The organism is Luteibacter yeojuensis (assembly GCF_011742875.1).
In the GTDB taxonomy this organism is placed as follows: domain Bacteria; phylum Pseudomonadota; class Gammaproteobacteria; order Xanthomonadales; family Rhodanobacteraceae; genus Luteibacter; species Luteibacter yeojuensis.
Genome location: NZ_JAAQTL010000001.1, coordinates 2,051,132 through 2,065,853 on the forward strand (window position 1 = coordinate 2,051,132; position 14,722 = coordinate 2,065,853).

Annotated in this window: 11 protein-coding genes and 1 tRNA gene; all 12 read right to left on the minus strand. The window is 65.0% G+C overall.

The window, feature by feature from the left end:
• Positions 1-18: 18 nt before the first annotated feature.
• Entirely contained in the window at positions 19-486 is a 468-nt protein-coding gene (rpsG, locus tag HBF32_RS09400) for a 30S ribosomal protein S7 (RefSeq protein WP_036115503.1), read from the minus strand.
• Positions 487-502: 16 nt separating this feature from the next.
• On the minus strand, positions 503-877 hold the full coding sequence (gene rpsL / locus HBF32_RS09405; protein WP_036115505.1) for a 30S ribosomal protein S12: 375 nt from the start codon (positions 875-877) through the stop codon (positions 503-505).
• A gap of 173 nt (positions 878-1,050) precedes the next feature.
• Positions 1,051-5,262 carry a DNA-directed RNA polymerase subunit beta' gene (gene rpoC, locus HBF32_RS09410; RefSeq protein WP_166699386.1) on the minus strand — a complete coding sequence of 1,404 codons (4,212 nt, stop codon included), beginning with the start codon at positions 5,260-5,262 and terminating at the stop codon, positions 1,051-1,053.
• Between the two features lie 25 nt (positions 5,263-5,287).
• A complete protein-coding gene (gene rpoB, locus HBF32_RS09415) occupies positions 5,288-9,457 on the minus strand; it encodes a DNA-directed RNA polymerase subunit beta (protein WP_166699387.1) in 4,170 nt (1,389 codons plus the stop codon).
• A gap of 242 nt (positions 9,458-9,699) precedes the next feature.
• Positions 9,700-10,074: a 50S ribosomal protein L7/L12 gene (gene rplL, locus HBF32_RS09420; protein WP_166699388.1), complete on the minus strand. Its 375-nt coding sequence runs from the start codon at positions 10,072-10,074 to the stop codon at positions 9,700-9,702.
• 45 nt (positions 10,075-10,119) lie between these two features.
• Entirely contained in the window at positions 10,120-10,644 is a 525-nt protein-coding gene (gene rplJ, locus HBF32_RS09425) for a 50S ribosomal protein L10 (RefSeq protein WP_166699389.1), read from the minus strand.
• A 348-nt stretch (positions 10,645-10,992) separates the two neighbouring features.
• Positions 10,993-11,700: a 50S ribosomal protein L1 gene (gene rplA / locus HBF32_RS09430; RefSeq protein ID WP_166699390.1), complete on the minus strand. Its 708-nt coding sequence runs from the start codon at positions 11,698-11,700 to the stop codon at positions 10,993-10,995.
• 3 nt (positions 11,701-11,703) lie between these two features.
• Positions 11,704-12,132, minus strand: coding sequence for a 50S ribosomal protein L11 (gene rplK, locus HBF32_RS09435; RefSeq protein WP_045829444.1), 429 nt, complete (start codon positions 12,130-12,132; stop codon positions 11,704-11,706).
• A 205-nt stretch (positions 12,133-12,337) separates the two neighbouring features.
• Positions 12,338-12,898, minus strand: a complete 561-nt coding sequence (gene nusG / locus HBF32_RS09440) for a transcription termination/antitermination protein NusG (RefSeq protein ID WP_166699391.1) — start codon at positions 12,896-12,898, stop codon at positions 12,338-12,340.
• A gap of 8 nt (positions 12,899-12,906) precedes the next feature.
• A complete protein-coding gene (gene secE, locus HBF32_RS09445) occupies positions 12,907-13,302 on the minus strand; it encodes a preprotein translocase subunit SecE (RefSeq protein WP_166699392.1) in 396 nt (131 codons plus the stop codon).
• A gap of 13 nt (positions 13,303-13,315) precedes the next feature.
• Positions 13,316-13,391: transfer RNA gene (locus tag HBF32_RS09450), tRNA-Trp, on the minus strand.
• A 90-nt stretch (positions 13,392-13,481) separates the two neighbouring features.
• On the minus strand, positions 13,482-14,672 hold the full coding sequence (tuf, locus tag HBF32_RS09455) for an elongation factor Tu (RefSeq protein WP_166699393.1): 1,191 nt from the start codon (positions 14,670-14,672) through the stop codon (positions 13,482-13,484).
• Positions 14,673-14,722: the final 50 nt, after the last annotated feature.

Genomic DNA, 14,722 nt, shown 5'->3' on the forward strand with positions numbered 1-14,722 from the left:
CTCAATCTGAAGCTGTAATTACCAGCGGTAATGCGAGAAGGCCTTGTTGGCCTCCGCCATGCGGTGCGTTTCTTCGCGCTTCTTGACAGCGCCGCCACGGGACTCCGAGGCCTCGAGCAGTTCGGCGGCCAGCTTGCGCGGCATGGACGTCTCGCCGCGCTTGCGCGCCGCGTCGATCACCCAGCGCATGGCCAGGGCCATGCGACGGCCCGGACGGACTTCGACCGGCACCTGGTAGGTGGCACCGCCCACGCGGCGGGACTTCACCTCGACGGCCGGGGCGATGTTGCCCAGGGCCTTCTCGACGAGCTGCACCGGCTCGGCGTGCTTTTCGCCGATGTGCTGCAGCGCGCCGTAGACGATCGATTCGGCGACGGACTTCTTGCCGGACTTCATCACCATGTTGATGAAGCGGGCGATCAGCTGGCTTCCGTGCTTCGGGTCCGGGAGGACGACACGGGCGGGATGGGAACCTTTACGCGACATAATTCTTGTCCTTTACTCAGCTCTTCGGGCGCTTGGCGCCGTACTTCGAGCGCGACTTGCGACGCTTGGTCACGCCGGCGCAGTCGAGACTGCCGCGAACCGTGTGGTAACGCACACCCGGGAGATCCTTGACGCGACCGCCGCGGATCAGGACCACCGAGTGCTCCTGCAAGTTGTGACCTTCGCCACCGATGTAGCTGATGACTTCGAAACCGTTGGTCAGGCGCACCTTGGCAACCTTACGCAGGGCCGAGTTCGGCTTCTTCGGGGTGGTCGTATAAACGCGCGTGCACACCCCGCGGCGCTGCGGGCTGCTCTGCAGGGCCGGCGAGGCGCTCTTGTACGCCTTCGGGCTGCGGGATTTGCGCACCAACTGGTTGACTGTCGTCATGCGAAGCTATTCCTGAGAAACATAAAGGCAGACCGATAGATCGGCCCGCCAGAGAAGCGTTGTTGACGTGCGTGGCCCGCGAAAGCGGGCTGCGCCCATCGTCCATGAATCCGAACACGAGGCGCTTCCTTGCGCCTCATTTCGTATGTACGAGCAAAACCCGCGTACGGGCCTTACTCGGCGCTATCGTTGGACCCGGCGGGAGCCTCTTCGAACGTGACGGCAGGCGCCGAACCCGACAGGGTTTCGAGCTCCGAGGCCGTCAGGCCGCCCTGGCTACGACGCGAAGCGTGGTATGCCAGGCCCGTACCCGCAGGGATTAGCCGCCCAACAATAACATTTTCCTTCAGGCCACGCAACGTGTCGCGGGTGCCACGGACCGCCGCCTCGGTGAGGACGCGGGTGGTCTCCTGGAACGAGGCCGCCGAGATGAACGATTCGGTGGCCAGCGACGCCTTGGTGATGCCCAGCAGGACCGATTCGAAGTCGGCACGGCGCTCGCCGCGGGCCTCGGCACGGTCGTTCTCCTCGTTGATCCGGACGCGCTCGACCTGCTCGCCGCGGAGGTACGTGCTGTCACCCGACTCGGTGATCTCGACCTTGCGGAGCATCTGGCGAATGATCGCTTCGATGTGCTTGTCGTTGATCTTCACGCCCTGCAGGCGATAGACGTCCTGGATCTCCTTGACCAGGTACGAGGCCAGCGGCTCGACACCCAGCAGGCGCAGGATGTCGTGCGGATTCGGCTCGCCGTCCACCACGGTCTCGCCCTTCTCCACGTGCTCGCCCTCGAACACGATGACCTGACGCCACTTCGGGATCAGCTCTTCGTGCTCGTTGCCGTCCACGTCCTTGATGATCAGGCGCTGCTTGCCCTTGGTGTCCTTGCCGAAGCTGACGATGCCCGAGCGCTCCGCCAGGATCGCCGGCTCCTTCGGCTTGCGGGCTTCGAACAGGTCGGCCACGCGCGGCAGACCACCCGTGATGTCGCGGGTCTTCGAGGTTTCCTGCGGGATACGGGCAACCACGTCGCCCACGCCCACTTCCGCCCCGTTCTGGATCGACACGATGGCGCCGGCCGGCAGGAAGTACTGAGCCGCGATGTCGGTGCCCGGCAGCTTGAGCTCGCGGCCCTTGCTGTCTTCCAGGCGGACGATCGGGCGCAGGTCCTTGGCCTGCGTACCGCGACGCTTCGGATCGGTGACCACCGCCGACTCGAGGCCGGTCAGCTCGTCGGTCTGCGACTGCACGGTCACGCCATCGATGAAGTCGATGAAGCGGACCACGCCGGCCACTTCCGTGACGATCGGGTGGGTGTGCGGATCCCAGTTCGCGACGGTCTGGCCGGCCTTGACCGGGTCGCCGTCCTTCACCGTGATGGTCGCGCCGTAAGGCACCTTGTAACGCTCGCGCTCGCGGCCGTTGGCGTCGATGACGCTCACTTCGCCCGAACGCGAGACCGCCACCAGGTGACCCTGGGCGTGCTCGACCGACTTCAGGTTGTTGAACTTCAGCGCGCCGGTCGTCCGGACCGTCACGTTGTCCACCGCGGCCGCACGGGACGCCGCGCCGCCGATGTGGAAGGTACGCATCGTCAGCTGGGTACCCGGCTCGCCGATCGACTGCGCGGCCACCACGCCCACCGCCTCGCCCATGTTGACGAGGTGGCCACGGGCCAGGTCGCGGCCGTAGCACAGGGCACACACGCCGTGGCTGGCACGGCAGGTGATCGGCGAACGCACCTTGATCAGCTGCACGCCGGCCTTGTCGAGCTTGTCGACCAGGAACTCGTCGAGCAGCGTGTCGCGGGTCACGATCGGCTGGTCGTCGTCGCCCGGGGCATAGACGTCCTCAACCACCACGCGGCCGAGCACGCGCTCGCGCAGCGGCTCGACCACGTCGCCGCCTTCCACGATCGGGGACATCAGGATGCCGTCTTCCGTGCCGCAATCGTGCTCGGTGATGACGACGTCCTGCGCCACGTCGACGAGACGACGGGTCAGGTAGCCGGAGTTCGCCGTCTTCAGCGCGGTATCCGCGAGGCCCTTACGGGCACCGTGGGTCGAGTTGAAGTACTGCAGGACGTTCAGGCCTTCGCGGAAGTTCGCCTTGATGGGCGTCTCGATGATCGAGCCGTCCGGACGGGCCATCAGGCCGCGCATGCCCGCCAGCTGACGGATCTGGGCCGCGCTACCGCGGGCACCGGAGTCCGCCATGATGTACAGCGAGTTCATGGACTTCTGGTTGACCACGTTGCCGTCGGCGTCGGTGACCTTCTCGGTACCGATACCGTCGATCATCGCCTTGGCGACCAGTTCGTTGGTGCGCGACCAGATGTCGACGACCTTGTTGTAACGCTCGCCGGCGGTGACCAGGCCCGACTGGTACTGCTCCTGGATCTCGACGACTTCCTTCTCGGCTTCCTCGAGGATGCCCTTCTTCTCCGCCGGGATCTTCATGTCGTCGATGCCGATGGAGATACCGGCGCGCGTCGCGAAACGGAAGCCGGTGTACATCAGCTTGTCCGCGAACACGACCGATTCCTTCAGGCCGAGCAGGCGATAGCTCTGGTTGATCAGGCGCGAGATGTTCTTCTTGGTCAGCTCGGTGTTGACCAGCGCGAACGGCAGGCCCTCCGGGATGATCTCGGCCAGCAGGGCACGGCCCACCGTGGTCTCGACGAGGGGGTGGCGCTCGACGCGCTCGCCATCGACGGTTTCCACGCTGCGCACGCGCACCTTCACCTTCGCGTGCAGTTCGACCGCACGGTTGTCGTAGGCGCGACGCACTTCACCGATATTCGCGAACACCATGCCGGCGCCCTTCGCGTTGATCAGCTCGCGGGTCATGTAATACAGGCCGAGCACGACGTCCTGCGACGGCACGATGATCGGCTCGCCGTTCGCCGGCGACAGGATGTTGTTCGACGACATCATCAGGGCGCGGGCTTCGAGCTGCGCCTCGATCGACAGCGGCACGTGCACGGCCATCTGGTCACCGTCGAAGTCGGCGTTGAACGCCGTGCAGACGAGCGGATGCAGCTGGATCGCCTTGCCTTCGATGAGCACCGGCTCGAACGCCTGGATACCCAGGCGATGCAGCGTCGGCGCACGGTTGAGCATGACCGGGTGCTCGCGGATCACGTCCTCGAGGATGTCCCAGACCTGCGCTTCCTCGCGCTCGACGAGCTTCTTCGCGGCCTTGATGGTCGTGGCTTCGCCACGGGCCTGCAGCTTGGCGAAGATGAAGGGCTTGAACAGCTCGAGCGCCATCTTCTTCGGCAGGCCGCACTGGTGCAGGCGCAGCGTGGGGCCGACCACGATGACCGAACGGCCCGAGTAGTCGACGCGCTTGCCGAGCAGGTTCTGACGGAAGCGGCCCTGCTTGCCCTTGATCATGTCCGCGAGCGACTTCAGCGCGCGCTTGTTCGTGCCGGTGATGGCACGACCGCGGCGGCCGTTGTCGAGCAGCGCGTCGACCGACTCCTGCAGCATGCGCTTCTCGTTACGCACGATGATGTCGGGCGCGGCGAGTTCGAGCAGACGCTTCAGGCGGTTGTTGCGGTTGATGACGCGGCGGTACAGGTCGTTGAGGTCGGACGTGGCGAAGCGGCCGCCGTCCAGCGGAACGAGCGGACGCAGGTCGGGCGGCAGCACCGGCAGGACGGTCAGGACCATCCACTCCGGCTTGTTGCCCGACTCGAGGAACGCCTCGATCAGCTTCACGCGCTTGGTGAGGCGCTTCAGCTTCGTCTCGGAGTTCGTCGACGCGATCTCTTCCTTCAGGCGGATGACCTCGCCCGGCAGGTCGAGGCTCTTCAGCAGCTCGTAGACGGCCTCGGCACCCATGCGGGCGTCGAACTCGTCGCCGTGCTCCTCGGTGGCTTCCAGGTACTGGTCTTCACTGAGCAGCTGGCCGCGCTCGAGCGCGGTCAGGCCCGGATCGATCACCACGAAGGCCTCGAAGTACAGGATGCGCTCGATGTCGCGCAGGGTCATGTCCAGCATGAGGCCGATGCGCGAAGGCAGCGACTTCAGGAACCAGATGTGCGCGGTCGGGCTGGCCAGTTCGATATGACCCATGCGCTCGCGACGGACCTTGGCCAGGGTGACCTCGGTGCCGCACTTCTCGCAGACGACGCCGCGATGCTTCATGCGCTTGTACTTGCCGCACAGGCACTCGTAGTCCTTGATCGGACCGAAAATGGCCGCGCAGAACAGACCGTCACGCTCAGGCTTGAACGTGCGGTAGTTGATGGTTTCCGGCTTCTTCACTTCGCCGTACGACCACGAACGGATCAGCTCCGGCGAAGCCAGAGCGATCTTGATCGCGTCGAAGTCCAGCGTCTGTCGCTGCTGGTTGAACAGATTGAGCAGGTCTTTCATGCGTAATCTCCGGTAGCCGCGACGATCACTTGATCTCTTCGAGCTCGATGTCGATGCCGAGCGAGCGGATTTCCTTCACGAGCACGTTGAAGGATTCCGGCATGCCAGCGGCCATCTCGTGGTTGCCGTCCACTATGTTCTTGTACATCTGGTTGCGGCCCTGCACGTCGTCCGACTTGACGGTCAGCATTTCCTGCAGGGTGTACGCCGCGCCGTAGGCCTCGAGCGCCCAGACTTCCATTTCGCCGAAGCGCTGGCCGCCGAACTGCGCCTTGCCGCCCAGCGGCTGCTGGGTAACGAGCGAGTACGGACCCGTCGAACGCGCGTGCATCTTGTCGTCGACGAGGTGGTTCAGCTTCAGCATGTGCATGTAACCGACGGTGACCGGGCGGTCGAACGCCTCGCCGGTACGGCCGTCGAAGAGCATGGTCTGGCCGGATTCCGGCAGGCCGGCGAGCTTCAGCATGTGCTTGATCTCGGACTCCTCGGCACCGTCGAACACCGGCGTCGCCATCGGCACGCCGTCGCGCAGGTTGTTCGCCAGCGAGGAGATCTCCTGGTCGGACATCGACTTGAGGTCGACATGGCGCACCGCGCCTTCCGCACCGGCGTTGCCGTGGTTGTAGACCTCGTCCAGGAACTCGCGCAGCTTCGCCGGACGCTCGTTGGCCTCGATCATCGCCTCGATCTTGTGGCCCAGGCCCTTCGCCGCCCAGCCGAGGTGGACCTCGAGGATCTGGCCGATGTTCATACGCGAAGGCACGCCCAGCGGGTTCAGCACGATGTCGACCGGACGGCCGTCGGCGGAGAACGGCATGTCCTCGACCGGCACGATCATCGACACGACGCCCTTATTGCCGTGACGGCCGGCCATCTTGTCGCCCGGCTGGATGCGGCGCTTCACGGCCAGGTAGACCTTGACCATCTTGAGCACGCCCGGAGCGAGGTCGTCGCCCTGGGTGATCTTGCCCTGCTTCTCCTTGAAGCGCTTGTCGAAGCTCTCCTTGTGGCGCTTGACCTGCTCGGCCGCGCGCTCGAGGAACTCGGAGACTTCCTCTTCCTTGACGTTGATCTTGAACCAGTCGTCCTTCTTCAGGCTGTCCAGGTAGGCGTCGTCGATCGTGGCGCCGCGCTTCAGGCCACCCGGGCCGCTCATCGCGGTCTTGCCGACCAGCTGCGAGCGCATACGGGCGTAGATCGCGCCCTCGAGGATGCGGAACTGGTCGTCGAGATCCTTGCGGATCCGCTTCAGCTCGGTCTCTTCGATCTGCTTGGCACGCTTGTCCTTCTCGATGCCGTCGCGGGTGAAGACCTGCACGTCGATGACGTTGCCGTCCATGCCCGGGGGCACGCGCAGCGAGCTGTCCTTCACGTCGGAGGCCTTCTCGCCGAAGATCGCGCGGAGCAGCTTCTCTTCCGGCGTGAGCTGGCTCTCGCCCTTCGGCGTGACCTTGCCGACCAGGATGTCGCCCGCCTTCACTTCCGCACCGATGTACACGATGCCGGATTCGTCGAGGCGCGCGAGCGCCTGCTCGCCCACGTTGGGAATGTCGGCCGTGATTTCCTCGGCACCGAGCTTGGTGTCGCGAGCGATGCAGGTCAGTTCCTCGATGTGGATCGAGGTGTAGCGGTCTTCCTGGACCACGCGCTCGGAGATCAGGATCGAGTCTTCGAAGTTGTAGCCGTTCCAGGGCATGAACGCGACGAGCATGTTCTGGCCGAGCGCGAGCTCGCCGAGGTCGGTCGAGGAACCGTCCGCCAGCGTGTCGCCCACCGCCACCACGTCGCCCACGTTCACCAGCGGACGCTGGTTGAGGTTGGTGTTCTGGTTGGAACGGGTGTACTTGGTCAGCGTGTAGATATCGACGCCGGCATCGTCGTCGCCGACCTCGTTCTCGTTCACGCGCACGACGATACGCGCCGCGTCGACCTGGTCGATCACGCCGCCGCGACGGGCGGACACGGTCACGCCCGAGTCACGCGCCACGGCGCGCTCGATGCCGGTGCCGACGAGCGGCTTCTGGCTGCGCAGGGTCGGAACGGCCTGGCGCTGCATGTTCGCGCCCATGAGCGCGCGGTTCGCGTCGTCGTGCTCGAGGAACGGCACGAGCGCCGCCGCGACCGACACGGTCTGCATCGGCGAGACGTCCATGTAGTTGATCTCGGCCGACGGACGCAGCTCCGATTCGCCACGGAAACGGCAGGACACGAAGTCCTCGATGAACTTGCCGTCCTTCGTGAGCGGCGAGTTCGCCTGCGCGATCACGTGATCGCCCTCTTCGATGGCGGAGAGGTAATCGACCTTGTCGGTGACCTTGCCGTTCTCGACCTTGCGGTACGGCGTCTCGAGGAAGCCGTAGGCGTTGGTGCGGGCGTACACGGCCAGCGAGTTGATCAGGCCGATGTTCGGGCCTTCCGGCGTCTCGATGGTGCAGACGCGACCGTAGTGGGTCGGGTGCACGTCGCGGACTTCGAAGCCGGCGCGCTCGCGGGTCAGGCCGCCCGGTCCGAGCGCCGACACGCGGCGCTTATGGGTCACTTCGGACAGCGGGTTGTTCTGGTCCATGAACTGCGAGAGCTGCGACGAGCCGAAGAACTCCTTCACCGCCGCCGCGACCGGCTTGGCGTTGATGAGCTCCTGCGGGGTCAGGCCCTCGGATTCGGCCAGCGACAGGCGCTCGCGAACCGCGCGCTCGACGCGGACGAGACCGATGCGGAAGGTGTTCTCCGCCATTTCGCCGACCGAGCGCACGCGACGGTTGCCCAGGTGGTCGATGTCGTCGACCGTGCCGGTGCCGTTGCGGATGTCGATGAGCACGCGCAGCACGTCGAGGATGTCCGACGTCTCGCCCTGCTCGGCCACCAGGCGCTGGGACTCTTCTTCCTTGCGCTCGGCAAAGTACTTGTGGTCGTACAGCACGCCCGGGCCGATCACGTCCTTGCGGCCGACGCGACGGTTGAACTTCATGCGGCCCACGGCCGAGAGGTCGTAGCGGTCGAAGGTGAAGAACAGGTTGAAGAACAGGTTCTGCGCGGCATCCTTGGTCGGCGGCTCGCCCGGACGCATCATCCGGTAGATTTCGACCAGGGCCTCGAGCTGCGTACGCGTGTTATCGATGCGCAGCGTGTTCGAGATGTACGCACCGCGGTCGAGGTCGTTCACGTAAAGCGTGGGCACCGTCTCGATGCCGGCCTTGCGGAAGCGCTCGAGGTGCTCGAGGGTCAGCTCGTCGTTGGCCGCGGCGATAATCTCGCCGGTGTCCTTGTCGACCATGTCGATCGCGACGATGCGGCCGACCGGGTAGTCGTCCGGCACTTCCAGCGTGGCGATCTTCTCGTTGGCGAGCTGGCGCACATGGCGCGCGGTGATGCGCTTGCCGGCCTCGACCAGCACCTTGCCGTCGATCACGAGATCGAAGGACAGGGTTTCACCGCGCAGGCGCTCGGCGACGAGGTCGAGCGTGACGGCGCCCTTCTTGCCCAGGTGGAACACGTTGTGCTCGAAGAAGATGCTCAGCATCTCTTCGTTCGTGTAGCCGAGCGCGCGCAGCAGCACGGTCACCGGCAGCTTGCGGCGACGGTCGATGCGGGTGAACAGCGCGTCCTTCGGGTCGAACTCGAAGTCGAGCCACGAACCGCGGTAAGGAATGACGCGGGCCGAGAACAGCAGCTTGCCCGAGCTGTGCGTCTTGCCGCGGTCGTGGTCGAAGAACACGCCCGGGGAACGGTGCAGCTGCGAGACGATGACGCGCTCGGTGCCGTTGATGATGAAGGTGCCGGTCTCGGTCATGAGCGGGATCTCGCCCATGTAGACCTCCTGCTCCTTCACGTACTTCACGGCCTTCTTGGAAGCCGGGCTGTCCTTGTCGTAGATGACCAGGCGGACGGTGGTGCGCAGCGGCGCGCCGAACGTCATGCCGCGGTTGCGGCACTCGCGCTCGTCGAACGCCGGCTCGCCGAGCCGGTAATCCACGTATTCGAGGGCGGCGTTGCCCGAGTAGCTGGAAATCGGGAACACCGACTTCAGGGCGGCGTGCAGGCCCTTGTCCTCGCGCGCCTTGGGGTTCACCTGCTCCTGCAGGAATTCCTTGTACGAGTCGGTCTGGATCGTCAGCAGGTTGGGCACGCCCAGAACGGGGGGCCGCTTGCCGAAGTCCTTACGGATGCGCTTCTTCTCGGTAAACGAGTAGGTCATGGTGGGTACCGCCTCGGTTCTCAGTGGCGCCGGTGATGCACGCACCGGCTAAATGGTGAATCGAAAATCGGAGATCGGGATTCGTACCGCAGGGCATCGATGCCCTCGACTCCCGATGTCCCATTTCCGACGGAACGGAACATGGAACGATGGAACAGGCCCGTGGAACGGCCAAAGCCCGGGGGCTTACGCCCCCAGGCTCGCTTGACGCTATGTCGAACGACTGGCGCGCAAGGCGCCGATTACTTGAGTTCGACCGTGGCGCCGGCAGCTTCGAGGTCCTTCTTGAACTTCTCGGCATCTTCCTTCGAGGCCGCTTCCTTCACGACGCCGCCGGCCTCGGTGAGGTCCTTGGCTTCCTTCAGGCCCAGGCCGGTGATGGCGCGGACGGCCTTGATCACGTCGACCTTCTTGTCGCCGGCGGACTTCAGGATCACGTCGAACTCGGTCTGCGCTTCGGCAGCCGGGCCGGCGGCGGCCGGGCCAGCGGCCACGGCGACCGGAGCGGCGGCGGAGACGCCGAAGGTGTCTTCGATCGACTTCACCAGCTCCATGATTTCCGTCAGGGACTTGGCCTTGATGGCTTCAACGATCTGTTCGGTGGTCAGGGTGGACATTGTTTCTTACCTTCTGAAATGGGGTTTCGAATGGAAAAGTCGAGGTCAGGCTTCGGCCGGGGCTTCGGCGGCGACTTCGCCACCACCCTGCTTGTCCGCCACGGCCTTGACGGCGCGGGCGAACATCGTGACCGGCTCGGCCAGCACGCGGGCCAGCATGGCCAGGGCCTCTTCGCGGGTCGGCAGCGAGGCCAGCACGTCGACGTGCTTGGCATCGAACAGCTTGCCCTCGATGGAGACGACCTTCGGCTTGAGCTTGTCGTTGGTCTTCGCGAATTCCTTGATCAGGCGGCCAGCGGCGCCCGGTTCCTCGGTCGAGAACGCATACAGCAACGGACCGACCAGGGCGTCCTTGACGACCTCGAATTCGGTACCGGCCACGGCGCGAGCGGCGAGCGTGTTCTTGACAACCTTCAGGAACACACCCGACTGACGGGCCTTCTTGCGCATCTCGGTCATCTGAGAGACCGTGGTGCCCGCGTATTCGGCGGCGACCAAGGAGTGAGCCTTCGCGGCGACTTCTGCCAGCTCGGCGACTACTTCTTGCTTCTGGGACAGATTGAGAGCCATTGCACTCCTCCAATTTAACTCCGCTCACGACTCCTGCCGCTTGCGGTCCTGGGCGACATCGTCCTGACGTCGGGGATGCGGGCATCCCGGGTGGTGGCCTTTCCAGATTCGAAACGAATGCCAGAAGGGGCTGCACCATCTACGCAGGCTGGAGCCGTAGGGGCCTCCGATTAAGCGAATCCGCTGCCGACGACGGCGATTCCTTGCCAACACGAGCTCCCTGCTCGTCGTCGTCGCGCGCTATCCGCGCCTACGGTCTTTGACGGCTGCCCCGATGTCGCGCATGCGCAACCGGGGCCGCCCTCAAAAACGTGCCCTCGCCGGCTTGGCCGGCGAGGGTCGTAACACTTACTTGGCCGAGGTGGTCACGGTCGAGGTATCGACCGGCACGCCCACGCCCATGGTGCTCGACAGCGACACCTTCTGGATGTACTGACCCTTCGCCGCAGCCGGCTTGGCCTTCAGCAGGTCGCCGAGCAGCGCATTGAGGTTGTCGGCCAGCTGGGCGGCCTCGAAGCTCGCCTTGCCGATCGTGGCGTGGATGATGCCGCCCTTGTCGTTGCGGAACTTCACCTGGCCAGCCTTGGCGTTCTTGACCGCCGTGGCGACGTCGGCCGTGACCGAGCCGTCCTTCGGGTTCGGCATCAGGCCACGGGGACCGAGCACCTGGCCGAGCTTGCCGACGACGCGCATGGCGTCCGGCGTGGCGATGACGCGGCCGTAGTTCAGGTCGCCCGCCTGCATCTTCTCGGCGAGGTCGTCCATGCCGACGGCATCGGCACCGGCCGCGAGGGCGGCATCGGCCTTTTCACCCGGCGGAACGAACACGGCGACGCGGACGGTCTTGCCGGTGCCATGCGGCAGCAGCGAGGAACCGCGGACGCCCTGGTCCGACTTCTTGGCATCGATGCCGAGGCGGACGGAGACGTCCACCGACTCGGCGAACTTCGCCTTGGCGTTGTCCTTGACGATCTTCAGCGCCTCGTCGAGACCGTAGGTCTTGCCGGGCTGCACGGCGGCCGTGGCGGCCTTCATACGCTTGGTGAGCTTTGCCATGTCTTAACCCTCCACCACCAGACCCATGGAACGCGCGCTGCCGGCGATCGTGCGCACGGCGGCATCCAGATCGGCAGCCGTGAGATCCGGCTCCTTCTGCTTCGCGATTTCCTCGAGCTGGGCGCGGGTGACCTTGCCCACCTTGTCGGTGTTCGGCTTCTGCGAGCCCTTGGCCACGCCCGTGATCTTCTTGAGGAGGATCGAGGCCGGCGGGGTCTTCGTGATGAAGGTGAAGGTACGGTCCGAGTAGGCCGTGATCACGACCGGGATCGGGAGACCCGGCTCGAGCTTCTGCGTGGCGGCGTTGAAGGCCTTGCAGAACTCCATGATGTTCAGGCCACGCTGACCCAGCGCGGGACCGACCGGCGGCGACGGGTTGGCCTGGCCGGCCTTCACCTGCAACTTGATGTAACCAATGACTTTCTTTGCCATTTATCTTTCCTCGCGAGTGCTGGCGCCTTGCGGCTCCTCGCTGTAGACCGTCCGTGGAGTGTGGATGGGCGCGCGCCTGCGAACCCCTGAAACACGGACACGCCGGAGCACAAGGCTCCAGCGTGAACCGGGCATTATAGGCTCCTCACACGGGCTATGCAAACCCTGTGCCGGAGGGCCGGCGAAGCCGGCCAGAAGGCCTGGATCAGGCCTTCTCCACCTGACCGAACTCGAGTTCGACCGGGGTAGAGCGACCGAAAATGAGCACCGCGACGCGCAGGCGGCTCTTTTCGTAGTTGACTTCCTCGACGACGCCGTTGAAGTCGTTGAACGGACCGTCGGTGACCCGGACCATCTCGCCCGGCTCGAAGAGGACCTTCGGGCGGGGCTTTTCCACACCCTCGCGCACGCGGCTCAGGATGTTGTCGGCCTCGCTGTCGCGGATCGGGTGCGGACGATCGGCGGTGCCGCCGATGAAGCCCAGGACCTTCGGGGTCTCCTTGACCAGGTGCCAGCACTCGTCGTCGATACGCGGGGTCTTGCCGCTCGTATCGGTCTCGATCTGGACCAGGACATACCCGGGGAAGAACTTGCGCTCGCTGCGGCGCTTCTGGCCGCCGCGCATCTCGATGACTTCCTCGGTCGGAACCAGGATCTCACCGAACTTCTCTTCCATGCCCTCGCGCTTGACGCGCTCTTCCAGGGCCTTGCGGACCTGCTGCTCGAAACCCGAGTAGGCGTGAACCACGTACCAGCGCTTGCTCATGCCTTACCTCAATGTCCGAGCTTGAGCAGCCAATCGAGCACGATCGACTTCAACAACCAGTCGATCAAGCCCATCAGCAGCGAAAGAATGACAACCACCACCAGGATGACACCCGTGGTCTTCAGCGTTTCGTCGCGCGTCGGCCATACGACCTTGCGCATTTCGAACTGCGACTCGGCGACGAAGCCGCGCAGCTTGCGGCCGGGGGCCGTGAATGCGGCAATGGCCATGGCGGCGGCCACGGCGACGATGACTCCGGCGACGCGCGCGAACGACGGCACGCTCGGGTTATCGCCGAAATAGTAGAAACCGACGATGCCGGCGACGAGCACGACCAGCGCAAGCGCCAGCTTGCCGAGATCGGCCGGGCTCATACCCTTGGCTTCTTGTGCCTTCGTATTCATGCGGACTCGGGAGTGGCACGCCAGGAGGGACTCGAACCCCCAACCTGCGGTTTTGGAGACCGCTGCTCTGCCAATTGAGCTACTGGCGTACAGGTGAAACAGTGGAACCGCGAAGGCGGGCGGTCGATGACCTGCCCGCCTCGCGACCGGCTGCCGGCCCCGAAGGACCGGCATCGTTCTTACTTGATGATCTTCGAGACCACGCCGGCGCCGACGGTACGACCGCCTTCACGGATGGCGAAACGCAGGCCTTCGTCCATCGCGATCGGGAAACCGAGCTCGACGGTGATCTTCACGTTGTCGCCCGGCATCACCATCTCGGTGCCTTCCGGCAGCTTGATGGAGCCCGTGACGTCCGTGGTGCGGAAGTAGAACTGCGGACGGTAGTTGCTGAAGAACGGGGTGTGGCGGCCGCCCTCGTCCTTCGACAGGACGTACACTTCGCCCTCGAAGTTCGTGTGCGGGGTCACCGAACCCGGCTTGGCCAGCACCTGGCCGCGCTCGACGTCTTCACGCTTCAGGCCGCGAACCAGCACGCCGACGTTGTCGCCGGCCTGGCCCTGGTCGAGCAGCTTGCGGAACATCTCGACGCCCGTGACCGTCGTGGTCTGGGTGTCGCGCAGGCCCACGACTTCCGCCGCGTCGCCCACCTTGACGATGCCGCGCTCGACGCGACCGGTCAGCACGGTACCGCGACCGGAGATCGAGAACACGTCTTCGACCGGCAGCAGGAACGGCTTGTCGATGTCGCGCTCCGGCGTCGGGATCCAGGTATCCAGCGCATCGACGAGCTTGATGATCGCCGGCACGCCGATGTCGGACTGGTCGCCGTCGAGAGCCAGACGGGCCGAACCCGAGATGATCGGGGTATCGTCGCCGGGGAACTCGTACTTCGACAGCAGCTCGCGGACTTCCATCTCGACGAGCTCGAGGAGCTCGGCGTCGTCGACCATGTCGGCCTTGTTCAGGAACACCACGATGTACGGCACGCCGACCTGACGCGAGAGCAGGATGTGCTCACGGGTCTGCGGCATCGGGCCGTCGGCGGCCGAGCACACCAGGATCGCGCCGTCCATCTGGGCGGCACCGGTGATCATGTTCTTGACGTAGTCGGCGTGACCCGGGCAATCGACGTGGCCGTAGTGACGGGTCGGCGATTCGTATTCCACGTGGGCCGTGGAGATCGTGATGCCGCGCGCCTTCTCTTCCGGCGCCGCGTCGATCGAGCCGTAATCCTTGAATTCGCCACCGAAGCGCTCGGCACCGACCTTCGTCAGCGCAGCCGTCAGCGTGGTCTTGCCGTGATCGACGTGACCGATGGTGCCGACGTTGACGTGCGGCTTGGTGCGTTCGAACTTACCCTTTGCCATGAGCGTTAAACTCCGCTGGAGCCAATGAGATAGTAAAAAAGGAACCGCCG

Excerpts from the sequence above, each read along its gene's own strand:
- secE (WP_166699392.1), bottom strand. The coding sequence starts at position 13,302 with ATGAATACGAAGGCACAAGAAGCCAAGGGTATGAGCCCGGCCGATCTC.
- rpsG (WP_036115503.1), bottom strand. The coding sequence starts at position 486 with ATGTCGCGTAAAGGTTCCCATCCCGCCCGTGTCGTCCTCCCGGACCCG.
- rpoB (WP_166699387.1), bottom strand. The coding sequence starts at position 9,457 with ATGACCTACTCGTTTACCGAGAAGAAGCGCATCCGTAAGGACTTCGGC.
- rplA (WP_166699390.1), bottom strand. The coding sequence starts at position 11,700 with ATGGCAAAGCTCACCAAGCGTATGAAGGCCGCCACGGCCGCCGTGCAG.
- rplJ (WP_166699389.1), bottom strand. The coding sequence starts at position 10,644 with ATGGCTCTCAATCTGTCCCAGAAGCAAGAAGTAGTCGCCGAGCTGGCA.
- rpsL (WP_036115505.1), bottom strand. The coding sequence starts at position 877 with ATGACGACAGTCAACCAGTTGGTGCGCAAATCCCGCAGCCCGAAGGCG.
- rplK (WP_045829444.1), bottom strand. The coding sequence starts at position 12,132 with ATGGCAAAGAAAGTCATTGGTTACATCAAGTTGCAGGTGAAGGCCGGC.
- rplL (WP_166699388.1), bottom strand. The coding sequence starts at position 10,074 with ATGTCCACCCTGACCACCGAACAGATCGTTGAAGCCATCAAGGCCAAG.
- tuf (WP_166699393.1), bottom strand. The coding sequence starts at position 14,672 with ATGGCAAAGGGTAAGTTCGAACGCACCAAGCCGCACGTCAACGTCGGC.
- nusG (WP_166699391.1), bottom strand. The coding sequence starts at position 12,898 with ATGAGCAAGCGCTGGTACGTGGTTCACGCCTACTCGGGTTTCGAGCAG.
- rpoC (WP_166699386.1), bottom strand. The coding sequence starts at position 5,262 with ATGAAAGACCTGCTCAATCTGTTCAACCAGCAGCGACAGACGCTGGAC.